At 65.2% G+C, this 24,590-nt stretch carries 20 protein-coding genes and 1 tRNA gene; 6 read left to right on the top strand and 15 right to left on the bottom strand.

The window, feature by feature from the left end; genetic code table 11:
- Window positions 1-714: 714 nt before the first annotated feature.
- Window positions 715-1,377 (top strand): hypothetical protein, encoded by a 663-nt coding sequence (locus tag AC239G_RS16100; protein WP_487489265.1) that lies wholly within the window; start codon window positions 715-717, stop codon window positions 1,375-1,377.
- A 211-nt stretch (window positions 1,378-1,588) separates the two neighbouring features.
- Here the strand turns inward: AC239G_RS16100 and AC239G_RS16095 are convergent, their stop codons facing one another.
- The gene (locus AC239G_RS16095) at window positions 1,589-3,421 is read right to left on the bottom strand and encodes a phosphoenolpyruvate carboxykinase (GTP) (RefSeq protein WP_482400804.1); all 1,833 of its coding nucleotides are present in this window, start codon (window positions 3,419-3,421) and stop codon (window positions 1,589-1,591) included.
- Window positions 3,422-3,795: 374 nt separating this feature from the next.
- Between AC239G_RS16095 and AC239G_RS16090 the strand changes: the two genes are divergently transcribed.
- Together AC239G_RS16090 and AC239G_RS16085 are read left to right on the top strand one after the other, a co-directional pair.
- Window positions 3,796-3,868 (top strand) — tRNA-Arg (locus tag AC239G_RS16090).
- Window positions 3,869-3,981: 113 nt separating this feature from the next.
- Entirely contained in the window at window positions 3,982-4,698 is a 717-nt protein-coding gene (locus AC239G_RS16085) for a hypothetical protein (protein WP_482400803.1), read from the top strand.
- A 72-nt stretch (window positions 4,699-4,770) separates the two neighbouring features.
- Here the strand turns inward: AC239G_RS16085 and AC239G_RS16080 are convergent, their stop codons facing one another.
- From AC239G_RS16080 to AC239G_RS16015, 14 genes are all read right to left on the bottom strand, one after another.
- Entirely contained in the window at window positions 4,771-5,130 is a 360-nt protein-coding gene (locus AC239G_RS16080) for a universal stress protein (RefSeq protein WP_487489264.1), read from the bottom strand.
- A gap of 113 nt (window positions 5,131-5,243) precedes the next feature.
- Window positions 5,244-6,659, bottom strand: a complete 1,416-nt coding sequence (locus AC239G_RS16075) for a sugar porter family MFS transporter (protein ID WP_487489263.1) — start codon at window positions 6,657-6,659, stop codon at window positions 5,244-5,246.
- 201 nt (window positions 6,660-6,860) lie between these two features.
- Window positions 6,861-7,745 (bottom strand): sugar phosphate isomerase/epimerase family protein, encoded by an 885-nt coding sequence (locus AC239G_RS16070; RefSeq protein WP_482400800.1) that lies wholly within the window; start codon window positions 7,743-7,745, stop codon window positions 6,861-6,863.
- 36 nt (window positions 7,746-7,781) lie between these two features.
- Window positions 7,782-8,810: a Gfo/Idh/MocA family protein gene (locus AC239G_RS16065; protein ID WP_482400799.1), complete on the bottom strand. Its 1,029-nt coding sequence runs from the start codon at window positions 8,808-8,810 to the stop codon at window positions 7,782-7,784.
- A 30-nt stretch (window positions 8,811-8,840) separates the two neighbouring features.
- Window positions 8,841-9,755, bottom strand: coding sequence for a sugar phosphate isomerase/epimerase family protein (locus AC239G_RS16060; protein ID WP_181270824.1), 915 nt, complete (start codon window positions 9,753-9,755; stop codon window positions 8,841-8,843).
- Window positions 9,756-9,849: 94 nt separating this feature from the next.
- Window positions 9,850-11,754: a 3D-(3,5/4)-trihydroxycyclohexane-1,2-dione acylhydrolase (decyclizing) gene (gene iolD / locus AC239G_RS16055; RefSeq protein WP_487489262.1), complete on the bottom strand. Its 1,905-nt coding sequence runs from the start codon at window positions 11,752-11,754 to the stop codon at window positions 9,850-9,852.
- Between the two features lies 1 nt (window position 11,755).
- Complete coding sequence (gene iolB / locus AC239G_RS16050; RefSeq protein ID WP_487489261.1) at window positions 11,756-12,748, bottom strand: 5-deoxy-glucuronate isomerase; 993 nt, start codon at window positions 12,746-12,748, stop codon at window positions 11,756-11,758.
- 4 nt (window positions 12,749-12,752) lie between these two features.
- Window positions 12,753-13,643 carry a class I fructose-bisphosphate aldolase gene (locus tag AC239G_RS16045; RefSeq protein ID WP_487490123.1) on the bottom strand — a complete coding sequence of 297 codons (891 nt, stop codon included), beginning with the start codon at window positions 13,641-13,643 and terminating at the stop codon, window positions 12,753-12,755.
- Between the two features lie 65 nt (window positions 13,644-13,708).
- Window positions 13,709-14,725, bottom strand: coding sequence for a 5-dehydro-2-deoxygluconokinase (gene iolC / locus AC239G_RS16040; protein ID WP_487489260.1), 1,017 nt, complete (start codon window positions 14,723-14,725; stop codon window positions 13,709-13,711).
- A gap of 257 nt (window positions 14,726-14,982) precedes the next feature.
- The gene (locus AC239G_RS16035; RefSeq protein ID WP_487489259.1) at window positions 14,983-15,750 is read right to left on the bottom strand and encodes a GntR family transcriptional regulator; all 768 of its coding nucleotides are present in this window, start codon (window positions 15,748-15,750) and stop codon (window positions 14,983-14,985) included.
- Between the two features lie 169 nt (window positions 15,751-15,919).
- Window positions 15,920-16,921 carry a sugar phosphate isomerase/epimerase family protein gene (locus tag AC239G_RS16030; protein WP_487489258.1) on the bottom strand — a complete coding sequence of 334 codons (1,002 nt, stop codon included), beginning with the start codon at window positions 16,919-16,921 and terminating at the stop codon, window positions 15,920-15,922.
- Window positions 16,918-18,102, bottom strand: coding sequence for a Gfo/Idh/MocA family protein (locus tag AC239G_RS16025; RefSeq protein WP_487489257.1), 1,185 nt, complete (start codon window positions 18,100-18,102; stop codon window positions 16,918-16,920). Before AC239G_RS16025 ends, AC239G_RS16030 begins: the two co-directional genes overlap by 4 nt.
- Window positions 18,103-18,325: 223 nt before the next feature.
- On the bottom strand, window positions 18,326-19,048 hold the full coding sequence (locus AC239G_RS16020) for a DNA alkylation repair protein (protein ID WP_487489256.1): 723 nt from the start codon (window positions 19,046-19,048) through the stop codon (window positions 18,326-18,328).
- The gene (locus AC239G_RS16015; RefSeq protein WP_487489255.1) at window positions 19,048-20,112 is read right to left on the bottom strand and encodes a LacI family DNA-binding transcriptional regulator; all 1,065 of its coding nucleotides are present in this window, start codon (window positions 20,110-20,112) and stop codon (window positions 19,048-19,050) included. Before AC239G_RS16015 ends, AC239G_RS16020 begins: the two co-directional genes overlap by 1 nt.
- A gap of 232 nt (window positions 20,113-20,344) precedes the next feature.
- On the opposite strand from AC239G_RS16015, the gene AC239G_RS16010 reads away from it, so the two are divergent.
- From AC239G_RS16010 to AC239G_RS16000, 3 genes are all read left to right on the top strand, one after another.
- On the top strand, window positions 20,345-21,793 hold the full coding sequence (locus tag AC239G_RS16010) for an aldehyde dehydrogenase family protein (protein WP_487489254.1): 1,449 nt from the start codon (window positions 20,345-20,347) through the stop codon (window positions 21,791-21,793).
- Window positions 21,794-21,855: 62 nt separating this feature from the next.
- A complete protein-coding gene (gene iolD, locus AC239G_RS16005; RefSeq protein ID WP_487489253.1) occupies window positions 21,856-23,790 on the top strand; it encodes a 3D-(3,5/4)-trihydroxycyclohexane-1,2-dione acylhydrolase (decyclizing) in 1,935 nt (644 codons plus the stop codon).
- Window positions 23,778-24,566 carry an HpcH/HpaI aldolase family protein gene (locus tag AC239G_RS16000; RefSeq protein ID WP_487489252.1) on the top strand — a complete coding sequence of 263 codons (789 nt, stop codon included), beginning with the start codon at window positions 23,778-23,780 and terminating at the stop codon, window positions 24,564-24,566. Before iolD (AC239G_RS16005) ends, AC239G_RS16000 begins: the two co-directional genes overlap by 13 nt.
- The last annotated feature ends 24 nt before the right edge of the window (window positions 24,567-24,590 follow it).

Raw genomic sequence — 24,590 nt, 5'->3', positions numbered from 1 at the left:
TGCTGCGGACCGGGTTCTTTAAGACCCTGGGATTTGCTGTGATCACGTGGGCGTTTTCAGTCTGCCTCGCGCTTCCGTTTGTAGGAACACCGGCACCGATCTGGATTCCCGTGTGGGAGCCGCTCGAAAGTCCGAGCAGCTGGGCGGTCTCGATACTCTCCGGTGCCATCTTCGCCGCGGGTCTAGCGGTGTCGGGAATCGGGGCGCTGATGTTCACTGTCGCTGTTCCACTTTTCCGACCTCGGACGATCATCTCCCGGTGGGGAATCCGCACCATCTGGTGGGCTCCCGGAGGCAGCTCAACCCGGTTCTCTGCCGCTTGGTCTGACATAGACATCATCGATGGGTTCTATCCGCACACAGCACCGCCACGAATGTGGCCGTTGCGTTCGACACTTCACGTTCGAATCAGGGCGACCGGGCCGACAGTGAAGAACACTCTGCTGTTGCCTAGGAAGAGAAGTCTCAGAGCAGCTTCTGATGGGCAGAGAACCTATCTCCTCAGTCATCTATTGCGAGGAGGCTCACGCGAAAGGCTGGCATTCCTGCTCCAAGCGCAGGAACATTTTGTGAAATGACAAAGTGCGCGTGCCGCTTGCAGCGGCGATTTCTCTCGTCAGTTCCAATTCCTACAGCTGCACAGGGATGTTTTGGGCAGGGGAGCTGCATTATGCGCTTGCTGGGCGACCGGCGGTTTCGTCCTAAACTCTTCTTGTGAGAATTCCGCCGCACAATCCTCGACATGCCGCTGATCTGCAGAAGGAGATCGCCAAAGCCGATCGCCGGCGCATCGACCAATGGCATGCAGCAATGCGGCGCGATGGACGCGTCGTACTGCGAACAAACCTGGTCAAGACTTTCGCGATGGCACTCATCTGTTGGCTGTTCGTCGGAGCGATCATCCTCATGTTCGTCGTCACCCCCGCCTCGACCTGGAACCCGATGTCCCCTGGCTTCGGCGGGTGGCCGGTCTTCTTCTTCCTTGTGGTCTTTGCCATCGGCTTGGTGCTCTTCGGCGTTGGTGCAGTGTTATGGACGTTCGTCTTTCCCCTTTTGCGACCACAGTTGGTCATCTCGCGGTGGGGCGTGGAGTCCTCACGGTGGAAACCGGGCGGACGCCTCCGTCAGTTCGCAACGCCGTGGTCAGGCGTCGTCGACATCGGGGGAGAGTTCGAGTGGAGGAAATATCCGCTTCCGGACGCCCTGTTCGTGACGATCACTGCCCGTGGGTCGACCGCTCATCAGAACGCACTGATCGGCAAGCCGAGGAAGCCGGAGAAGGTCACCTATCGCCTACTAAAGGAGCTCAAAGCGAAACCGCGTGATGTGTTGGTATTTCTCCGTGAGGTTCATGGGGCGCAGGCGGCGCATTGCTGAGTCTGCGCGGCTTCGGCCCTATAGCCCGGAGGCACTCACGGATCAGCGGCGGGCTCAAACGGTCGAACGCGCACCCGCAACGAAATACGACAATCCCCCAACCACCTCGGCGGCGGTTGGGGGATTGCCGATGAACGGACGGCTCAGACTGTCAGCGATGAAACCAAACGGCTCAGGCTAGCCACACAGCTAAGAAACTCAGCCAAACGACTCAGGCGAGGCCGAGGCGCTGGCGGAGGTTGTCGACCTCGGCGCGGAGTTCGGCCGGAACCGAATCGCCGAGTTCGGCGTACCATTCCTCGATGAGGCCGAGTTCGGTCTCCCACTCTTCGGGCTTGATGGCGAGAGCCTTGCGCAGCTGCTCGTCGGTGAAGTCGAGGCCCTCGGTGTCCAGGCCGCCTTCGACCGGGGTGAGGCCGAGCGGGGATTCCTGCGCATCGGCGGTGCCGGTGACGCGCTCGAAGACCCACTTGAGGACGCGCGAGTTCTCGGAGAATCCGGGCCACAGGAACGAGTTGTCGTCGTCGCGGCGGAACCAGTTGACGTAGAAGATCTTCGGCAGCTGGGCGCCCTCGGTGTTGCCGATGTTGATCCAGTGCTGCAGGTAGTCACCGACGTTGTAGCCGATGAACGGACGCATCGCCATGGGGTCGCGGCGGACGACGCCGACGGCACCGGTGGCAGCTGCGGTGGTCTCCGAGGAGAGCACCGAGCCCATGAACACACCGTGGGTCCAGTCCTGGGTCTCGGTCACGAGCGGCATCGTGGTCTTGCGGCGACCGCCGAAGAGGATGGCCGAGATCGGCACACCATTCGGGTTGGTCCACTCGGGAGCCAGGGTCGGAACGTTCGCGATCGGGGTGCAGAAACGCGAGTTCGGGTGAGCGGCCGGGGTGTCGGACTCAGGCGTCCAGTCGTTGCCCCTCCAGTCGGTGAGGTGAGCAGGTGCCTCGTCGGTCTTGCCTTCCCACCACACGTCACCGTCGTCGGTCAGTGCGACGTTGGTGAAGATGTTGCCGCCGGCCTCGATGGCGCGCATCGCGGTCGGGTTCGTGGTGTAACCGGTGCCCGGGGCGACTCCGAAGAGTCCGAATTCGGGGTTGACGGCGTAGAGTTGGCCGTCTTCGCCGAAGCGCATCCACGCGATGTCGTCACCGAGGGTTTCGGCCTTCCATCCGGGGATGGTCGGTTCGATCATGGCGAGGTTCGTCTTGCCGCAGGCCGAGGGGAACGCAGCGGCGACGTACTTGACGACGCCTTCAGGGCTCGTCAGCTTGAGGATGAGCATGTGCTCGGCCAGCCAGCCTTCGTCGCGAGCGATCGCGGAGGCGATGCGCAGCGCGTAGCACTTCTTGCCCAGCAGGGCGTTGCCGCCGTAGCCGGATCCGTAGGACCAGATGGCGCGGTCTTCGGGGAAGTGGGTGATGTACTTGGTGGTGTTGCAGGGCCAGGCGACGTCTTCCTGTCCCTCTTCCAGCGGAGCGCCGACGGAGTGGACGCACTCGACGAACTTCGCGTCCTGGGCGTCGATCGCATCGAGGGCGTACTTGCCCGAGCGAGCCATGACGAGCATGGAGAGGACGACGTAGGCCGAATCGGTGACCTCGATGCCGAACATCGGCTGGTCCGCCTCGGCGTGGCCCATGACGAAGGGGATGACGTACATGGTGCGGCCGCGCATCGAACCCTCGAACAGACCGTTGAGCGTTTCCTTCATCTCCGCGGGAGCGACCCAGTTGTTGAGTGGACCGGCATCCTTCTCGTCTTCGGAGCAGATGTAGGTCCGGCCCTCGACGCGGGCGACGTCCTCGGGGTCGGAGGCCGCGTAGTAGGAGTCCTTGGTGCCGTTGACACGCTGGATGGTGCCGGCTTCGACGAGCTTCTCAGCGATCTCGTTCTTCTGTGCTTCGGAACCATCGATCCAGACGATGTCGTCCGGGGTTGTCAGGGCGGCGATCCGGCTGACGAACGAGAGCACCGACTTGTTCTCGGTCGGTGCGTTCTTCAGCTGGTCAGCGACGACATCATGGTCGAGGACAGTCATGAGTGGTCTCCTGGTCAATCGGGTGTGGGGTTTCGTCTCCGGCGGCTGGCGCCCGTCGAGCGGTTGGTACATATCCACCGTAGGATGGGAGCGGAAGCGAAAAACGCGCGTTTCGGTCACTCGAAGATGTGCATTGGATCACAGCCAGAGGGTCATTGACGTGAATGCAACAATTGGATGACGTGTTGTTTCAAATATTTGACGATTTGTTTCAGCGATGATTGACGGCTGAAATCTGCGATTTCATGCCCTCTCGCCGAGGCGGCTCTGACCGTGAGTGCGAATGTGGCGAAGCGCACGTGGGTGCGATTTGAGCTTCGGTGAAACTGGTGTGTATAGTTGTTCGAGTTGCAGGGCGTGAGTCCGAGCGACATGCGCCACTAGCTCAACGGATAGAGCATCTGACTACGGATCAGAAGGTTGGGGGTTCGAATCCCTCGTGGCGCACAGAACGAGAGTCCCTCACCTGGCAGGATTGCCGGTGAGGGACTTTTTCGTATGCCCGGAGTCAGGCTGATCCGGGCGTCGATTCGAAGGTTGGGGTTCTGTTGGGTGCTGAGATGCGGAAAGCCCGTCGCCATCGTGAAGAGCTCGGTGAGGTCATCGAGGTGTTCGCCGACCGCCCAGGACCGAAGACGGTGACGGGGTTCGTCCTCGGGTGGATGCTCTTCACAGTTCTGACATTCATCAACCCGGGGGAGACGCCGCTGCTGGCGGTTGCTCCGGGCATCATCTTCGCGGTGATGTTCGGTCTGATCCTTCTCTATCTCTCGGGTGAGCGGCTCATCGTCTGCGAACGAGGAATCCTTGTCGGCTCTGTTGCCCCGGGGATTCGTCCCTACGCCATTCCCTATGGGCAGATCACGCCCGGCAGCATCGTCGGGGTCGCTGGTGCGAACAGATATCTCAAAGAGGTCGGACTCCAGGGACAGATCGCTCAGTCGACTCTGCGGGCGTCGTGGTGGACGAAGAACGGTGTCCACTTCGTCGCCTGCTCGGCCGAGGATGCCAGGCGCGGACGCAGACGAGTCACACTGGCCCTCGACCCGATTCCACGGTCGATCGACGGCCGCTGGATCTGGTTCGCAGGGACCGGTCGGCAGTCCGCGAGGTCGGCGGTCGAGGCGATCGCTCGGGCCGCCTCGGCGGCGGGGTATCCGCAGCTGGCCCAGGCCGCGCTCGACCGCGGAGTCGTCGAGCTGACCGGCAACCCCGAGGACGCAGCGCGCCAACTGCCCGGCCACCCTCCGGTCCGCGGGGACGGACGATCGCGATAGGACGACGGTGCGGGAACGCGACCGTCGATTCGTTGAAACGACGGTCGCGTGGCCGGGCGGTCGACGGTGGGCTCAGTCCTTGACTGCGAGCACCGGAACCGGAGAGTCGAGGAGCAGCCTCTGGCTCACAGAGCCGATGAGCATCTTGCCCACCCGGGACCGACGTCGCATCCCGATGACGAGCCGGTCGACGTCCGAACGGTCGTCGAGTTCGTCGAGGACCGCCTCGGCGGGATCGCGGTCGCCGCGTCCCTTGCGTGCGACGACGGTGTAGCTGATTCCGCTCTCGTCGAGCGCGGCGGTGTCGAACGACGCGGCGATGCCGAGCGGAACGATGACGAGATCGGTGTCGAAGAGCCTGGCTTCGGCGATGGCGGCGGTGACTGCCGCTGCGCCTTCCGCGCGGTCAGTGACGGCGACGAGGATCGACATGATGGGCTCCTTCACGAAAGAAGATGAACGATGAAGCTGATGCGGGCGGTGGAGTGAGCATCGGCGGCAGGACGACCAGTGCCGGCAATGCGGGCGGGAACGGACTCGTCACGTCACTCACCGTACTTCGTGCGGAACTCTGCTTCGAGGTCTTCGAGGGTCTTGTTCCGGGTCTCGGGGACGAAGAAGTAGATGAACAGCAGTGCCAGCACGCCGAGGGCGGCGAAGAGGAAGAACGTGTTCGCGATGCCGAGGCCGCTGACCACGCTCGGGAAGAACTGTGCGACCGCGGCATTGGCCAGCCAGAGGGCGAAGACGCAGATGCCCATTGCGAACGAGCGGATCTTCAGTGGGAAGATCTCGGCGAGCATGAGCCACACGAGCGGTCCGAGCGTTCCCTGCATGGAGAAGACGAACAGGATGACGAACACGAGGATCGCGTAGGCCTTGAACGTGCCGTCAGGCAGGAACACGGCCGAGAGGCCGATGAGCAGATGGAAAGAGCTGGTGAGGATGAACCCGCCGAGAAGCATGAACCGCCTCGGCAGGCGGTTGATGAGCATGATCCCGACGGTGACGCCGAGGACGGAGAAGAGTCCGTTGAACGTGTTCGCGATGATCGCGGCATCTGCGGAGAAGCCGGCATCGGTGAGCAGCTGGGTGCCGTAGTACATCACCGAATTGATACCGGTCAGCTGCTGAGCGACGCCGAGGCCGACGCCGATGAGGACGAGTCTGAGCACCCATTTCGAGGCGAGGTCCGACACCCCACCGGTTTTGGCGACCTCTTCCTGCTCGGCGAGGAGTTCGACCTCTCTCATTTCGGCCTCGGCACGTTCGTCGGACCGGACCAGTTTGAGGACCTCGAGCGCCTGACCATCGCGCTTCTTCGAAATCAGCCAACGCGGACTCTCCGGCAGGAAGATCATGCCCACAAGCAGTGCGATTGCCGGCAGCACGGCGACGGCGAGCATATAGCGCCACACATGATCGTGTTCACCCCATACGTTGAAGATGACCGCATTGATGACGAAGGCCGCGAACTGACCGACGACGATCATCACCTCATTGCGGGTCACGAGTGATCCGCGTTTCTCAAACGGTGCGAGTTCGGCCAGATAGACCGGTACCGTCGTCGAAGCCGCGCCGACCGCCAGGCCGAGGAAGAACCGGGCTCCAGCGAGGAACTGCCAGTTCGGTGCCAACGAACACGCCAGAGTTCCGACGATGAAGAACATCGCCAGAAGGATGATGTTCGATCGTCGCCCGAAGTCGTCGGAGAGACGTCCGCCGGCGACTGCGCCGAAGGCGGCTCCGATGGTGAGGAAGCTGACGACGAGGCCCTCGGTCCGCGGAGTCAGTCCGAAGTCGTGCGTCAGCGGTTCGAGGGCACCGTTGACGACCCCGGTGTCGTAGCCGAACAGCAGGCCGCCGAAGGTGGCGACGACGGCGATGATGCCCAGGCGTGAGGTGTGCGGACCCTTGGTGTCGGGCGGAAGTTCCACCAGCGATTTCACTTGACCGCTCATGGCGTTCACTCTCCTTTGAATGATTCTCAATCGTTCCGCCGCGGCAGCGCTGAATTGCGGCGCGACGGGGTAGCCGCACCACGCCGTGGCGGTGCGGTTGAGGTTGGCTATTCAGTAGTGGTGCGGATGGTGCGCTTATGTGGTTCGATCAGTGGGTACGAGCCAGCCCGACGACGCGGGGTCGGCTCGGTGCTGCGATTGTCAGACTGTCGGACCTCCCTGCTCTCTGATCAGGTCATCGATTCGTCGCTTCTGAAAGCGGCTGACTGACTCGTTGTTCTCGTTCTCAGCAAAGACGTTGGACACGATGAGGGACTCCGGAAGGTCGAGGAAACCCGTCCGCTGCAATGCGGCGAAGAGCGCGTCGAAGTCGACGTCGCCGTCTCCGACCTTGAGATGCTGGTGAACCCTCGCCGAGGTGGTCGGCGGATTCGCGATGTACCGCAACCCGTGTGAGGCCCGGTGATCGTAGGCATCGGAGATGTAGACCGCCCGGAGGCGCTCGCCGAGTTCGTCGACGAGGGTCTCGAGGCAGTCACCGTAGTGGAACGTATGCGGGGCGACGTAGACGAAGCCGATGGATTCGGAGTCGAGGCCGCGCAGGACCCGCCATGCCTCGTGGCCGTCTTCGACGAAGTCGTCGGGATGCGGGTCGAAGTTGAGCCGCAGCCCTTCCTTCTCGATGATCGGCAGCAGCTCGTCCATCGACCGGTAGAACGATTCCTCGGAATCCTCGAACGCTTCCGGCCGGCCGCTGAACTCGGTGTTGATGGTGTCCACACCGAGGTCGACGGCGATCTCGATGATGCGGCGGAAGTTCTTCACCGCTGCCACGCGCTTGGCTTCGTCGGGCCAAGCGATCCGCTGCACCGGCAGCAGAGCCGGCACTGTGATGCCTGCGGCATTGACGGCCTGGCCGAATCGGCGGATGAGGTCGCGGTCCATCTTCGGGTAGCGGAAGTGGGTCGCGAAATCCGGGTGCGGGGTCAGCTGCAGGTGTTCGAACCCGAGATCCGCCGTGGCGGCCGGGAAGTCGAGCAGTCGGTGCGTGTGATGCAGTGGGGTGGGATCGTAGGCGATCTTCATCGGTGCTCCAGGTGATCCAGTGGGCGGGCTGTCGGGTCAGAGGTAGAAGGCGGGAGTTTTGGGGATGTCGAGCGTGCGGGGCTTGCCGTCGAGAAGAGAGGCGACGCCCTCCTGACAGGCCACGGCCACCCTGTAGCCGTCCCAGGCCGAAGGCCCGGCGATGGTTCCCTGCCTGGCCGCGTCGACCCATGTCTGCACCTGGTTGTCGTAGGCCGTGGCGAAGCGAGTGGTGAAGTCGGCGTGCTCGGCAACACCGGAACGTCCCTGATGCCACAGCTGCATACCGTGGGACTCTCCGATCCGGGCGATGCCGGAGTCGAAGACCGCCTCGGTGGTCACCTGGTAGCCGAACTGGATGCTCACGTTCATCTCGAGATCGACGAGCGTTCCGTTCTCGAGCTCCATGAGCACGAGGATCGGCTCCTTGAGACGTTCGGGCGCCAGTCGGTTGCGGCGAGCGTGCTTGACCTCGAGGGAGACGATGGGGGAGCCTGCCAACCACGGCACGACATCGAACTCATGGACGACCGAGTCGTTGATGAGTGATTCCTGCTGATATGAGTCGGGCACCGCCGGATTGCGGTGAGCGCAGCGGAGCATGAGCAGCTCACCGGCCTGCTCGTTCGCGACGAGTTCCCGCAGCTGTCGGTATTCGGGGTCGAATCGGCGCATGAAGCCGACCTGGATGAGCTGTCTGCCGGTGGCCTGTTCGGCCTCGAGGACCCGCCAGGACGATTCCGGATCCGTCGTCAGCGGCTTCTCGCAGAGGATCGGAAGGCCGGCGGAGAGGCAGGGCAGGAGAACCTGCTCGTGGAGGAATCCGGGGGTGGCGATGAGAACTCCGTCGACAGCGCTCTCGTCGAGAGCGTCTTCGATGCGGGCGTATCCCTTGGCCCCTGGTGCGTCCTCCAGCGCCGCGGCGAGCCTGGCCTCGTCGGGGTCGACGATGGCAGAGACCCTGGCTCCGCTGATCGTAGAGGTGATGCGTTTGACATGGTCGGCTCCCATCATGCCTGCGCCGACGACGCCGACGCGGAAGTCTCGTGGTTGGGCGGAATCGTTCACTGTCACTCCTGTGTGTTCGTGGTCTGATGGTCAGCGGTCGACGACCGCGGCTGATGTCGAGCCGAGGATGGTTGCCAGAGTCCGCTGAGCGATCGGGAACGGGGCGTCGACGCTGCAGCCGAACATGTCCTGTTCGACGATGGCGAAGATGTTCTCATCGAGGGCGGCGACGGCGTCGATGATCGGGTCGAGCGGCGGAATGCCCTGATCGGGTTCGACCATGATCCCGTCGGCCACCGCATCTCCGAACGGAGTATCGGATTTGAGCACGTCGAAGATCTTCACCGGGTCGACCTGCTTGAGGTGGAGGTAGCCGATCCGGGACGGGTGGTCCTGGATGAGACCCAGGTTGTCGCCTCCGTAATAGGAGAAGTGGCCGGTGTCGAGGCAGAGGTTCGTGAAGCGCTCATCGGTGAGCTCGAGGAAGCGTTCGACCTCGGAATGCGTGCCGACATGGGAGTCTGCATGGGAGTGGAACTGCTGGTGGAGACCGAACTCCTCCAACAGTGCCTTGCCGAGGGCGTCGTGGCCGGCGGCCATGCGGGCCCACTGCTCGTCGTCGAGAGTGCGCGACTCCAGGGCCTGTCCGGTGGTGTCCGAACGCCACAGGTCAGGGATGACGACGATGTGCTCGCCTCCGAGATCGGCGGTCAGCGCCGCGACCGCTTCGGCCTGCTTCCAGGCTCGGTCGAACTGATCATCGGTCTTGTGGAACCCCGTGAACACGGTCCCGCCGGAGAGCTTGAGGCCGCGGCTGCCGAGTTCCTCGCGCAGCTGGTTCGGGTCCGTGGGCAGGTAGCCGTAGGGGCCGAGTTCGATCCAGGTGTAGCCGGCTTCGACCACCTCGTCGAGGAAGCGCTGCCAGGGGACCTGGCCGGGGTGGTCGGGCAGCCAGACTCCCCAGGAGTCGGGGGCGGTGCCGATGCGAAGTGACTGCGTCGTCATGGGTGAATCCTTGGTGTCGGTGATGTTCGTCTGAATCGAGGGCGGGGGCGCGTCTCGAATCGGGTTGCGTGATGCGCAGGTGATCTGAAGGAGGTCAGAGCAGCGCCCGCTGCGTGCTGCGCTCCTCCTCATAGGCGGTGCGGGCGTCCTGGGTCTCGTCCATCGTCGAGGTGGCTGCGACCGGCACGTCCCACCATCCCTCGCCGTCCGGGGCGTAGACCAAGGGGTCGGAGTTGATGTGGATGAGCGTGGAGGACTCCGAGGCACGGGCGGCTTCGACCGCCTCGGCGAGTCGGGCGCTCGCGGAGTTCCCGGGCTCGATCTCGACGACGTCGATGCCGTAGGAGCGGGCGTTCGCGGCGAGGTCGACGGGCAGGATCTCGTCGGTGCGGAACTCAGGGTCGTCGGCGTCGTACTTGCGGTACCAGGTGCCGAAGCGCGGAGCACCGACCGTTTCGGACAGGTGCCCGATCGAGGCGTAGCCGTGGTTCTGGATGAGGACGACGATGAGCTTGAGCCCTTCGGCGACCGCGGTCAGCAGCTCAGTGTGCAGCATGAGGTAGGACCCGTCGCCGACCATGACGACGACGTCCCGGTCGTCGCGGGCGGCGTCGATGGCTCGGCGCACGCCGAGTCCGCCGGCGATCTCGTAGCCCATGCACGAGAACGCGTATTCGACGTGGTAACCCAGCGCATCGCGGGTCCGCCAGAGTTTCTGCAGGTCACCGGGCAGGGAACCAGCGGCCTGGACGACGACGTCGCGCGGTCCCGTGGCGCGGTTGACGGCGCCGATGATCTCGGGCTGACCGGGCAGCTCGGCGCCGGTGGGCGCGGTGGAGGCGTCGACCTCGGCGGTCCAGCTCGCCTTCTCCGTCTCGACCTTCCGTGTGAGCGCGTCAGCGACACGGAAGTCGCCGAGGCGCTCGTGCAGTCCCAGCAGACCGGCCCGGGCATCGGCGATGAGCGGGTACCGGCTGCCGTGCTTGTAGGCGTCGAAGCCGGCGATGTTGAGGTTGACGAAGCTGACGTCAGGGTTGTCGAAGGCGGTGCGGCTCGAGGTCGTGAAATCGCTGTAGCGGGTGCCGATGCCGATGACCACGTCCGCCGAGGAGGCGATCCGGTTCGCGGCGGTCGACCCGGTGGCGCCGACTCCGCCGAGGTTGAGCGGATGATCGTGGTCGAGGACTCCGCCGCCGGCGTGGGTGGTGGCCACGGGAATCCCGGTCGCCTCGGCGAAGGACTTGAGTTCGTTCTCGGCTTCGGAGTAGAGGACACCGCCGCCGGCGATGATGAGCGGTTCCTTCGCATTCCGGATCGCCTCGACGGCACGGTCGAGCGGTCCGGGTTCGGGCAGCGGGCGGCGGATGTGCCATTCGCGTTCGGTGAGGAACTCATCGGGGACCTCGATGAGCTCGGCCTGGACGTCCTCTGGCAGGGCGATGGTCACGGCCCCGGTCTCGGCCGGGTCGGTGAGCACGCGCATCGCGGCCAGCGCGATGGAGTAGAGCTGTTCGGGACGGTCGACCCGGTCGAAGAACCGGGAGAGCGGCCGGAACGCGTCCGTGACCTGCAGTGATGTGTCGTGAGGGTGTTCGAGCTGTTGGAGGACCGGGTCGGAGACGCGGGTGGCGAAGGTGTCCGAGGGCAGGAGCAGGACCGGCATGCGGTTGGCCGTGGCCAGGGCCGCGCCGGTGAGCATATTGGCCGCGCCCGGACCCACCGAGGCGGCCGCCGCGAAGGTCGAACGCCGGCGGTTCATCCGGGCGTAGCCCACGGCCTGGTGGACCATGGCCTGTTCGTTGCGGCCCTGGTGGTAGGGCATGGCGCCCGGTTCCTCGTGGCTGAGCTGGCGCAGGGCCTGGCCGATGCCCGCGACATTGCCGTGACCGAAGATGCCGAACATGCCGGCGATAGTCCGCTGGCGGACGTCGCCGTCGACCGTGTACTGGCGGGCGAGGAATGTCGTGAGCGCTTGCGCGACCGTCATCGTTGTCGTCATGTCACTTCTCCTTCGAAGTCGCGGATGTCTCGGCCGTGTATGGCAGGCGGGAGTCGAAGTCGAGGTTCTCCCATTCCTCGCGCACCCAGCCGTGGGCTGGATCGTCGCTGATGAGCCACACGCGTTCCTCATCGGGGCCGGCCATGACGTTGAGGTAGTAGTTGTCGTAGCCCGGGGCTGCGGCCAGGGGACCGTGGTAGCCGTAGGGCACGAGCGCGATGTCGCCGGTGCGTACCGTCGCCGAGGTGGTGATCTCTCCCGCGGCCGAGGAGTAGGTCGAGAACAGGGAGAACGGATCGGCCGCCTCGGGGGCCTTCGATCCCCGGGAGACCGCGGTCTCGAAGTAGTAGATCTCCTCGAGCCGGGATTCGGAGCCTTCGATCGCCTCGTCGTGCTTGTGCGGGGGATAGGACGACCAGTTGCCGCCGGGGGTGATGACCTCGCAGGCGATGATCTTCACGCAGTCGAGTCCGGCCGGAGTCGCGAAGTTGTGGACCTGGCGGCTCGAGATCCCCGAGCCGCGCAGTTCGACGGGCACCTCGGCGGCGGGCAGGAACTGGACGGGACGAGCCTCGGTGGTGGGCGCCTCGGCGACGGCGATCCGCCCGGCGGTCGAGGACACGGTCGCGCTCGCTCCGGTGGGCAGGTAGAGGCAGTCGGCGGGGCCGTGGAAGACCGAGGTTCGGCCGGTCAGCGTCTGGCTGCCGGTGCTGCCGTCGGCCAGGGTGTACTCGACGGTGAAGGACTCACCGGCGAGCGGGACGAGGACCCGTTCGACCGCGGCGGCCGGCAGGTCGATGGAGGTGGGGTGCTGATCATTCGCCGAGGCGGTCGTGCCGGTGCGCGGTGCGGACGGGATGGCGAGTGCTGAGGCATCGCCCAAGGTCACGGCCCGGAATCCGGTGTGTGCCCAGCCGTCGATCTGTGCGTCGACGACGGAGTCGAAGCCCTCGCGGGCGAGGGAGCCTGCGGTGTGGAACCATTCGTTGATCATGACTTCAGATCCTCTCTTCTCCGTGGACGAGAGCGGCGGCGCGGTCGACGGCCGAGACGACATCGCCGTCGGCGGGGTAGATGATCGAGCGGCCGATGACGAGTCCGCGGACTCCGGGCAGTGCCAGGGCGTTCGCCCAGCTGCGGAAGGTCGCCTCGGGGTCGTTCGAGCGTTCGCCGCCGAGCAGCAGCGTGGGCAGCGTGGTCGCGGCCATGACCCGTTCCATGTCGTCGACGACGGGGATCTTCAGCCATGTGTGGGTCGAGGTCGCGCCGAGGCCCTGGGCGATGCCGATCGAGTTGATGACCGCCTCGGGGGTCAGCTGGTTGCGGACCTTGCCGTCGACCCATTCGTTCATGAACGGCTCCAGCATGACCGGCAGGTTCGCCTCGGCGCAGGCATTGACGGCGTCGGCATTGGCTTCCAACGCCGAGGCTGTGGCCGGGTCGCCGAGGTTGATCCGCAGCAGCGTCTTGGCCAGGTCGATCCCATCGCGGGCCATCTGGTCGACGGTGTGGCCGGTGAAGCGGTCGTCGATCTCGAAGCTCGAGCCGGCGAGGCCCCCGCGGTTCATCGATCCGACGGCGAGCTTGTTCTCGAGGTGGCCGAGAAACGCGAGGTCGTCGAGGATCTCTGCGGTGGCGAGGACTCCGTCGACGCCGGGGCGCGAGAGCGCGGTGGCCAGGCGGGTGACGAGGTCGGCGCGGTCGGCCATCGCCAGGGCGTCGTCGCCGACCTTCATGGCTCCGCGGGCCGGGTGGTCGGCGGCGACGATGAAGAGGCGGGAATCGTCCCCGGCGATCGAGCGGCGGGAGCGGGACTGCCAGGCGCGGGTGATCGTGCCGGGGTCGGTGAAGCGGGCCTCGCGGAGGGCAGCGATGGCGTCGGTGGTCACGATGGGGCTCGCTGTCGCCGAGGCGGAAGCTGAGGCCGTGGTCTGTGCTGTGGTGGCGTCGGTGGTCACGAGTGGTCTCCCTTCGCGCCGGCCGCGACGGCAGCGGAGTCGGTGGGTTCGCCGATGACGGTGGTGATCTCCTCGGTCGCGGGCATCGCGGTCGAGCATTCGCGGCGCGTGGCGACGATCGCGCCGGCGACATTGGCGAAGCGGAGCAGGTAGTCGAGGTCCCAGCCGGCCAGCAGTCCGCGGCACAGGGCACCGCCGAATCCGTCTCCGGCGCCGAGGCCGTTGGTTACGTCGACCGGGTAGGGCGGAACTTCGACGCGTTCGTCGGCGGTCTTCGCGAGCACTCCCTTGGGGCCCTGTTTGACGATCGCGAGTTCGACGCCGCGTTCGAGGAGTGCGTCGGCGGCGCGTTCGGGTTCGGTCTCACCGACGGCGATTTCGCATTCCTCCTTGTTGCCCACGGCCACGGTGACGTGCTCGAGGGCACGGGCCACCTCGGCGCTGGCGATCTCGGGGGACTCCCAGAACATCGGGCGGTAGTCGAGGTCGAGGACGGTGTGCCCGGCGCGCTTCCGCGCCGCCCACGCGGCATGGTGGGTTCCCCGGCTGGGCTCGACACTCAGCCCGGTGACGGTGGCCCAGAAGATCTTCGCCGAGGCGACCTGCTCGGGGTCGAGGTCGGCCTCGGTGAGGTCGAGGTCGGGGGCCTTCGGGTCGCGGTAGAAGTAGAGCGGGAAGTCATCGGGCGGGAAGATCTCGCAGAAGGTTACGGGGGTGTTGTAGTTCGGGTTCGTGGCGACCCAGCGGTTGTCGACGCCGAGGCGGGCGACCTCGTTGTGCAGGTAGCGGCCGAAGGGGTCGTCGCCGGTGGCGGTGATGACGGCGGCGTCGACGCCGTGCTTGGCTGCGGCGACGGCGACGTTCGTGGCCGATCCGCCGAGGTACTTGCCGAAGGTCTCGACCTCTTCGAGGCCGACCGAGTCCTGGAGCGGGTAGATGTCGACGCCGATGCGTCCGATGGTGATGAGGTCGAACGGTGAGGTTCGAGGAGCCGGAGTCGGCGAGGAGGTCATGGTGGAGCTTCCTTCTCTACGGCGGCGATGCCGTTGCGAGTATTTGTTAGGACAAAGTATTTGTCATGACAATAGCACTGTTCGTGTGCCCCGTCACCCCCTTGCGGGAGAAATTTCTTGGGTGCGGGCACAGCGGTGGCGGGTGGGTGTGAGGATGCGGTGTAGGCGTGACGGCGCGATGCCGGATGGCTCCCGTTGTGTGCGGTGTGACTGATTGTCGCGGCCGCAGGCATCGCCGAAGTGCGGATCGGTGCGTCTCAGCGCGAGACGAGGGTCGTCTCGAATGAGTAGAGGTCGGGCCGGTAGCAGTGATCGCCCCATTCGACGATGGTGCCCGAATGGTCGAGTGCCGTGCGGTTCATCGTCAGCAGCGGTGAGCCCGTGTCGATGTCGAGCAGTTCCGCCTCGGCGGAATCGGCGGCCTTCGCGCCGATGCGCTGCTGAGCGACGGAGAAGACGACCCCGCGGGACCGCAGGGTCTCGTAGAGGCCGGTGCTCACGAGCTCGTCGGCGGTGATGTCGGTGAAGGGAGCCGGCAGCACATTGTGCAGCACCGCCAGCGGTGTCGCACCCACCAAGCGGAGCCGTCGCAGGTGGAGGCTGGGTGTGCCGATGTGGACTCCGAGGTGTTCGGCCGCCTCGGCGTCGGCGGCTTCGACGCGATGCGAGAGCACGACAGTCGAGGGCGGATTGCCGGACTTCTCGAGGTCCTCGTAGAGGCTCGTGAGGTCGACCGGACGGGCCACGGGCCGCTGGATCACCTGCGTGCCGATCCCGCGGCGACGCACCAGCAGGCCTTTGTCGACGAGGTCCTGGATCGCCTGGCGGATCGTGGGTCGGGACAGCCCGATGCGTTTGGCCATCGCGACCTCGTTCTCGAGCCGGGTGCCGGCCACGAGCGTGCCGGCGGCGATGGCGCCTTCGAGCTTGCGTGCGATCTGGGTGTAGAGCGGCGCGGCACCGGGGGAGCGGTCGAGGGGACCGAAGAACTCCGCAGGGAGTTCGGTCTCGGGTTCGCGTGCCATTGGCTCCTGCCTCATTGGGGGATCTGTGTTTCGAGCTTACTCGGCTCGCTAGGGTTCGGGGACGGTGACCCGCTCAGGTCGCCGTCCCCGAACGACTCAGTTCACGCAGTCGGCGTGGTCGCTGTGCCGCGGTCGGACGCGTCGCACGCCGACTGCGTGACCGTGTCGATCAGGCTGGGGACGGCACGGTGCGTGCGGCCGTGAGGAGCACCTCGGCGGCGGTTTCGAGTCCTTCGACCCGGCCGAGCGACTCGTCCTCGTGCTCGATGTGCACGGCCATGTTCGGGTCGACTCGGGCCAGGGCGGCGACGAACCGGTTCCAGAAATCCTGGTCATGGCCGTTGCCGAGGGCGACGAAGTCCCAGGCCGAGCCCTTGGGCCAGGCGCTGATCGCCGCTCCGCCGCGGATGTTCGTGATCCGGTCCCCGGTGAAGCGGGTGTGGCGGTCGTCGAGCACGCCGTGGATCTGTGCGGCCTCGTTGATGCGCACGTCCTTGGCTGCTGCGTGGACGACGAGCTCGCCGAGGTGGTCGACGGCTGCGACGGGATCGATGCCCTGCCAGAACAGGTGGGAGGGGTCCATCTCCGCGCCGACGTTCGTCGCTCCGATCGTCTCGACGAGGCGTTCGAGGGTGGCGGGGTTGAACACGAGGTTGTGCGGGTGCATCTCGATGGCGATCTTCACGCCGTTGTCGGAGGCGAGGCGATCGAGGTTGCGCCAGATCGGGGTCGCGGCCTCCCACTGGGCGTCGCGGACGTCGAGGTAGGACGACTCCCACGGGTTGACGATCCAGGTCGGCACGGCGGCCGCGGAATCGGCGCCGGGCAGGCCCGACATCGTCACCACGCGCGTCTGGCCCAGCCGGTTCGCGACCTTGATGGCCCGCTCGATGTCGGCCAGAGTCGGGGGACCGATCTCCGGATTCGGATGGAGGGGATTGCCGTTGGCGTTGAGGCCCGCCAGCTCGACCCCCGCCTCGGTGAAGGTGCCGAGGTACTCGTCTCGGGCATCGTCCGAGGTGAGGATGTCATCGATCGTGGGCATGTGGACGGGCGGGAGGAACCCGCCGACGTTGATCTCTGCCGCATCGAGGCCGAGTCCCTTGATCACGGACAGGGCTTCCGGCAGCGGGCGATCGTGGAGGATCGCCGTGTAGACGCCGTACTTCATGCTGTGACCTCTTTCGTGGTTCCGTTGTCATTGGCCGAGGCGATGACGGCATCGCGGACCTGCAGGGCGTGGAGGCCGTCGGAGAAGTGCGCGCAGCGCGGCAGCGATTCGGCTTCGGGGCGGCCGACGACCTCGTCGAGGAAGGCACGGGCCTGGAAGGTGAAGCCGTCGTTCTGTCCGACTCCGACGCCGGGGGCGGCCATGGGCAGTCCGTCGGCGATGTAGGGGTGGTCGGGGCCGAGTTGGATCGTCGTCAGTCCGGTGGCGGCGGCACCGTCGATGCTCTGGTTGAGCACGATCTGGCCGGGGAAGCGGAAGTCGAAGCTGGCTGATCCGTTGGCGCAGAACACCTCAACGCCGAGGCTGTTGGGGTGGCCGGCGGCGATGCGCGAGACCTGGATGACTCCCGAGCCGGTGGGGAACTCGACGCCGAAGCCCGCGTAGTCGTCGTTGCCGACGGGTTCGTATTCGTCGCTGACCTCGACGTGGTCGTGGCCGACGACGTGGCCCAGCGGCAGCGGGCGGGAGGTGATCGCGGTGTGGAAGCGCCCGCCGGAGACCGACTGGATGGGGCCGGCGAGGAATTCGACGGTGTCGGTGAGGTGGCTGCCGACATCGGCCAGGGCGCCGGTGCCGAGTTCGCCCTTGTAGCGCCAGCTCATCGGAGCAGTGGGGGAGCAGGCGTAGTCAGTCCAGTACCACGCGTTGATGTGACTGACCGTTCCGAGTGTGCCGTCGTTGATGAGGTCGCGGATCGCGGCGAGGCCGGGTGCGCGACGGAAGGTGAAGCCGAGTCGGGCGATCGAGTCGGCGCGCTCGGCGGAGGCGACCATCACACGGGCGTCGTCGACGGTGTCGGTCAGGGGCTTCTCGCAGAGGACGTGCTTGCCGGCGGCGAGCAGCGCCTCGACGATCTCCTTATGGAGGGAATTCGCGACGACGACGCTGACGATGTCGACGTCGGAGGCGTTGACGATGTCGTGCCAGTCGGTGTCGTGACGAGAGTAGCCGTACCGTGCTGCGGTCGCGGCGGCGAGGTCGCCGGCGATGTCGCAGACGGAGACGAGTTCGATGTCCGGCAGTTCGCCGGTGCCGACGGTGGGCGCGGCCCGCCAGGCCGAGGCGTGGGCGCGTCCGGCCATTCCGGCTCCGATGACAGCGATTCCGAGGCGCTGCGGCATGGTGATTCTCCTTCGAATGCATGAGGGGACGGTGTCGGGCATCGGTCGAGGTGCGCCTGACACGGTGGTCGTTGTGCTTCTTTCTGTCTGAAGCGCTCACCACATTACACTCAAATTTGTCATGTCAAAAGAGAATCTGCGCACCAATTTGTCATGACATTTAGATTCACGACAGGGCCGATGCGAGGCGTGCCATCGGTGCTCGGGGAATCTGCTCAGTCGTTCACCTGGCGTTGAGCACAGACTCCCTCTGTTCAGGTGAGAGCCGCTTGACCGCCTCTCGGATCGTCACTCCCGAGGCCCGGTTGGCGCGTGGGAGGATCCAGTCGAAGACGAGGTCGGGGCGTTTGCGCGAGGTGTCGCGCAGAACCCAGCCGATGGCCTTGCGGATGAAGAATTCCTTTTCCTCGAGCATCGCATCGGCGAATCGGGAGAACCTGTCGAAGTCGCCGCGGCCGTGCCGCAGCGGGACCAGATGTGCCAATAGTGCCGAGCGGCGAATCCAGAAATCCCCATCGCTCGCCCAGCGCTCAAGAACGGGGTCGAAGGCAGTATCCCGTTCGCTCAACGGCCCTACGAGGTCCCCGGCCAGAGGGTCGACGAGCGCCCAGGTCTTCGACTCCCGCAGCAGTCCTTCGATGAAGCTGGCATCGCCTGCGCCGAGGCGATCCTTCGACTGGATGAGCACCATCGCCGCAGCGGCACGACGTTCGTGGACGGGGACCGCCCACAGCTCCCGAGCGAGATCGACGACCTCAACATGGCTCAGCTTCGTCCCGCTCGGCTCGACTCCGCGCAGCGCCGTCCGCACGATCGCTCGGGTGTCAGGGACGCTGACTCCGTAGTGGTCGAGTGCGCTCTTGAGGTAGGCCTTCTCCTTCTGTGCGCGTGCGTCGCGGCCGCGGTCGCGCAGCTCGCGGTCGACCGCCTCGGCGAGGGTGGGCATTACGATCCACTGGCCGCGTTGCCGCCAACAGTGGATTGCCGGACAATGAGCTTCGGTGTGATGAGGTGTTGTTTTGCCTGTTCATTGGGGTCGGCGAGGATGTCGAAGACGGCTTGAGCGGACAGGCGCCCGATCATCTGGTTCTGCGGATCCACTGAGGTCAACGAGATCCTCTTCAGGGCTGACAGGGGGATGTTATCGACGCCGACGACCGCCAATTCGTCGGGCACCACCACTCCTGCGTCGTCGGCTGCCGAGAGTATGCCGATCGCGGAGACATCATTGATCGAGACGATTGCCGTCGGCGGGGACGGTAAAGCGAGAAGCTCCGTGGCGGCGGCATATCCGTCGCTCTCGAAGAAGCCGGCTTCTCGGACGATCGGGGTCAGGCCGCGTGATTCCATCGCCTTTCGATAAGCGAACTCTCGGGTTTTCGCGACAGCTCCGCCCAGTCCTCCGACGAAGGCGATCCGCTCGTGTCCGAGCTCGCGCAGGTGGTCGATGACGAGTTCCGCGCCCTGGGTGTCATCCATCCGGACCGAGGTATAGCCGGAATCGCTGCGGGGTTCGGCGCTCGCGTAGACCGTCGGGATTCCCTCGAAGAGTCCTTCGTGCTCGATCACGGTGCCGACGACGATGAGCGCTTTCGGGCGGAGATCCTGGAGCATGGCGATGACTCGCGAGTCAATGCGACCGTACGGTTGGGCAGGATCGTGATCGTTCGCTACCGTGGCGCTCGTGATCAGTCCGTACTCGCCTTGTTTATCGAGTTCTACGCGGACGGCGTCAGCGATCTCGGCGAAGATCGGATTGTGGAGATTGACGACGAGGATGCCGACGAACGGCGATCCTTCCGTTGCCAGGGAACGGGCGAGGAAGTTCGGCTGGTAGCCAAGCGTCTGCGCGGTCCGGAGGATGAGCTCGCGACGTTTCTCACCGACTCGCTGCGGGTCCTTGAAAGCGAGGGAGACGAGTGACTTCGACACTCCAGCGGCCGCCGCGACATCACGAATCGTCGGCCTCGACCCCGAGGTCCGTGATTCGTCGCCGACGGCTGATCCCATGGCTTCATCTTCACACAGGACGGCCGCCGGAGTGAGCTTCGGGGGCGATCTCGACTCAACTTGTGAAAAGATTACGAGGCACTCTTGACTTCATGATCCGAATCACATTAGATTCACACTGATCCCATTTTGAACCGGTCCAAAAGTTTGGACGATTACGATGAACTCTGAATTTGGACCGGTTCAAAATGGGGCTGCAAGTATGTGAGATCGAAAGAATGTGGAGTACGCAATGACGCGCAGCGAGTTGCTCATCGGCGGGGCATGGCAATCCCCTCGTGAAGGAGGCGGCCGCCTGAAGGATGTAGTGTCGCCGTTCGACGGTCGCACGGTCGGGCAGGTCCCGATCTCGGGTGCTGCCGACGTCGAGGCTGCTCTCGAGTCTGCATCGCACGGCGCACAGATTTGGCGGAGGACTCCGGCCCACGAGCGCAGTGAGATTCTGCTCCGCGCCGCTGCTCTGGCCGATGAGCGCAGCGAGGAGATCGCTCGGGTGATCTCTGCCGAGAACGGCAAGACCCTCAAAGAGGCTCGCGCCGAGGCCGGCCGTTCTGGTTCGATCATCCGCCTGGCCGCATTCGAAGGCACCCAGCTATATGGGCAGACGCTGCCGCTCGATGCGAACCCGGGCACCGGTCTGGACAAAGTCGGGTTCACCCTGCCTCAGCCGGTTGGAGTAGTCGTGGCCATCACCCCGTTCAATTACCCAGCACTGCTGGTCAACCACAAGATCGCTCCGGCTCTGGCCGCCGGAAATTCCGTCATCCTCAAACCAGCGAGCACCACTCCGCTGACGGCATTGGCTTTGGCCGAATGCTTCATCGATGCCGGGCTGCCAGAAGGAGTTCTCTCCGTCCTCACCGGTTCCGGCGGACAGATCGGCGATCAACTTGCTGCTGACCGGCGCGTCCGGAAGATCTCGTTCACCGGATCCACCTCGGTGGGCGAGCATCTGGCCTCGATCGCCGGAGTGAAGAAGCTGTCCTTGGAGCTGGGTTCTTCGGCACCAGTCGTCGTCCTTCCCGACGCCGACATCGAGCTCGCGGCGAGTGCCGTCGCCGCCGGAGGGTACGCGAATGCCGGTCAGGTCTGCATCTCGGTGCAGCGCGTCATCGTCCACGAAGACATCCAAGGCGACTTCCTCGACGCTCTCAGCGCCAAAGTCCGTGAGCACCGGATCGGCAACCCCGAGGACGACTCGACGACGGTCGGCACTCTCATCACTGAGACCGAGGCCAAACGTGTCGAAGAGTCCATCCGTGAGGCCGTCGGCGCCGGAGCGCGCCTCGAACTCGGCGGCGACCGCGACGGGGCGATGATCGAACCCGCAATCCTCAGTGGCGTTGATCCCCATTCCGCGATCGCCCAGGATGAGATCTTCGGCCCTGCCGTGGCCGTGTCAACGGCACCCGACGTCAGGACGGCCATCGAACTGGCGAACTCGACCGACTACGGCCTCGCTGCCGGAATCTTCACGAACAACGTCGACGCCTGCGTGCAGTACATGCGTGAGATCGATGCCGGAAATATCCACATCAACTGGACTCCGCTGTGGCGAGCAGACCTCATGCCCTACGGAGGGCTCAAAGCCAGCGGAATCGGCAAGGAAGGACTGCGGGCCGCCGTCGAGGAGATGACCGAGTCGAAGACCGTCGTCATCCACGGCCGCCCCTGGACCTGACTCGGCACAAAACTGAAACTTCAGCGCAGAAGAGCGCACCCCATCCGTTCGAAGGAGAACCCATGAGTCACGAACCGACCATCCGCCTGACGGTGGCACAGGCCGTCGTCAAGTTCCTCAGCAGTCAGTATTCAGTGCTCGACAGCGACCGCCGGCGTTTCATCCCAGCCGCGGCCGGCATCTTCGGCCACGGCAATGTCGCCGGCTTCAGCCAGGCATTCTCGCAGTACGCCGACGATCTTCCCTTCATGCAGGGACGCAATGAGCAAGCGCTGGCCCACGCGGGAAGTGCCCTGGCCAAGGCGAGCAACCGGAAGCAGACGCTCGCCGTCACCGCATCCATCGGCCCCGGCGCGATGAATCTCGTCACAGCGGCCGCTCTGGCGACGATCAACCGCCTCCCTCTGTTCCTGCTGCCCGGCGACACCTATGCGACCAAGCGCCAAGGACCGGTTCTGCAGGAACTGGAGAACCCTCAGGATCCGTCGCTGACAGTCAACGACGCGTTCCGTCCTGTCTCGGCGTTCTTCGATCGGATCACACGCCCCGAACAGCTCATCACTGCGCTGCCCAAGGCTTTCCGCGTGCTGGCGAACCCCGCGGAGACCGGAGCCGTCGTACTCTCTCTGCCGCAGGACATCCAGTCGCATGCCTTCGACTTCCCGGTCAGCCTGTTCCGCGACCGCGACTGGACGATTCGTCGCACGATTCCTCAGCCGAACGATATCGCCGAGGCGGCTGACGTGCTCGGTTCAGCCGAGAAGCCCCTGATCATCGCCGGAGGCGGAGTCCACTACTCCGAAGCCCGCGAGGCCCTGGCCGAGTTCGCCGAATCCACAGGAATCCCCGTCGCCGAGACGTTCGGCGGCAAGGGCTCTGCGCTCAACGACGCGGACTGGGTGCTCGGCGGCATCGGACTCGAAGGCAGTCCCGCGACGAATCGACTCGTCGCACAGGCCGACGTCATTCTCAGCATCGGCACGCGACTGACCGATTTCGCCACTGGATCGCAGACGATGTTCAAGAACCCGGATGTGCGCTTCGTTTCGATCAACATCGCCGAGCTCGACGCGATCAAACAGGGAGCCATCGCAGTACTCTCCGATGCGAAGCTCGGGATCGAGGCACTGAGGGGGGACCTCTCCGACTACACGGTGCCAGGAGACTGGGCGCGTGAAATCGGCGATCAGAAAGCCGACTGGGCCCCGCAGCGCAGCAAGGCCCTCGACCCCGACACCGCGTTCGACAAACTGGCACCGGAGAATGCCGAACTGGGTATCCCCGACACGGACGCTGTCATCACCCAAGGTCAGCTCATCGGCCTGCTCCAGGAGCACGCGCAGCCCGGTGACACCCTCATCGCCGCCGCAGGGGGGCCTCCGGGAGATCTGCTCAAGGTCTGGGACGCCACCGACGACCGTCGCTGCCACCTCGAGTTCGGATTCTCCTGCATGGGCTACGAGATCCCCGCCGGCATCGGAGTCCGCCTGGCTGATCCGGAGAGCACTGGACGTGTTTCGGTCTTCATCGGCGACGGAACCTTCCTCATGAACCCGACGGAGATCCTCACCGCCGCGCAGGAACATTTGGACATCACCTACGTTATCTCGGAGAACCACGGATTCCAGGTCATCCGCCGCCTGCAGATGATGAAGTACGGCGAGCAGTTCGGCAACGACTTCCGGTACCGGGGCGAAGAGGACACCGCTCGACTCTCGGGCGACTACCTCCACGTCGACCTCGGCGAGATCGCCTCGGGGCTCGGCGCGAAGACCATCCGAGCCACGAGCGCCGAAGAGGTCCGTTCGGCTCTCAACGAGACGCGCGACGTCCACGGACCCGTCGCGATCGTCGTGCCGACCATCCCGCTTGTCGATCTGCCCGGATCAGGTGTCTTCTGGGATGTCGCGCCCGCCGAAGTCGCCGAACAGGACTGGGTCGCCGAGCTGCGCACCGACTACGAACAGGGGCTGGAGGACCAGAAATGGCACATCTGAACTCAACGATGACGCCCTTGGACAAGGGTGCCCTGGCGGAACGAATCCGCGCAGGAGAGACGACCATCGGCAGCTTCGCCGGTCTCGGCTCCACCATGGCCATCGAAGTCCTCGCCGCGGCAGGACTCGATTGGATCCTCGTCGACCTCGAACACGGCGGTGGAAGCGAAGACGGTGTCGGAGACGCGGTCGCGGCAGCCGGCGGATACGGTGCCGGAACCTTCGTCCGAGTCGAGACTCCTGACCGGATCAGGATCGGCCGCGCCCTCGACGCAGGCGCTGCCGGAGTCATGCTCCCGCGAGTGGACTCCGCCGACGAGGTGGCCACGATCATTCCGCACCTGCACTATCCGCCGCTCGGAGACCGGGGCGTTGCGACCTATAACCGCTCCCTGCGTTGGGGGATGGACAAGGACGCCTTGCAGACAAGCGATAGCGAGGTGATCACCATCGTGCAGATCGAAACGACCGGTGCCCTCGCCGAGGTGGACGAGATCGCGGCGATCGACGCCGTCGACGTCCTCTTCGTCGGCCCCCTCGACCTGTCCTACGCGCTCGGAGTGCCGTTGGACTTCACCGCACCGGCCTTCCTCGACGCCCTCGAGGCGGTCGTCGCTGCCGCACGGAAACACGGAAAGTCGGCAGGCATCCTCAGCGCGGACGCCGGAGTCGCCTCGACCCGAGCTGGACAGGGTTTCACCTTCCTGCCGGTCGGATCGGATTCGACCCTGCTGGCCGACACCGTCACTGCAGTCATCTCTGCACTGCGCGACTGAGAACACAGAACTTCGCGGAACATC

The sequence above is a fragment of the Brevibacterium sp. Lmc1 genome (assembly GCF_057654315.1).
The sequence above is the reverse complement of the archived record's forward strand: the minus strand, read 5'-3'. Positions and strand labels throughout refer to the sequence as shown.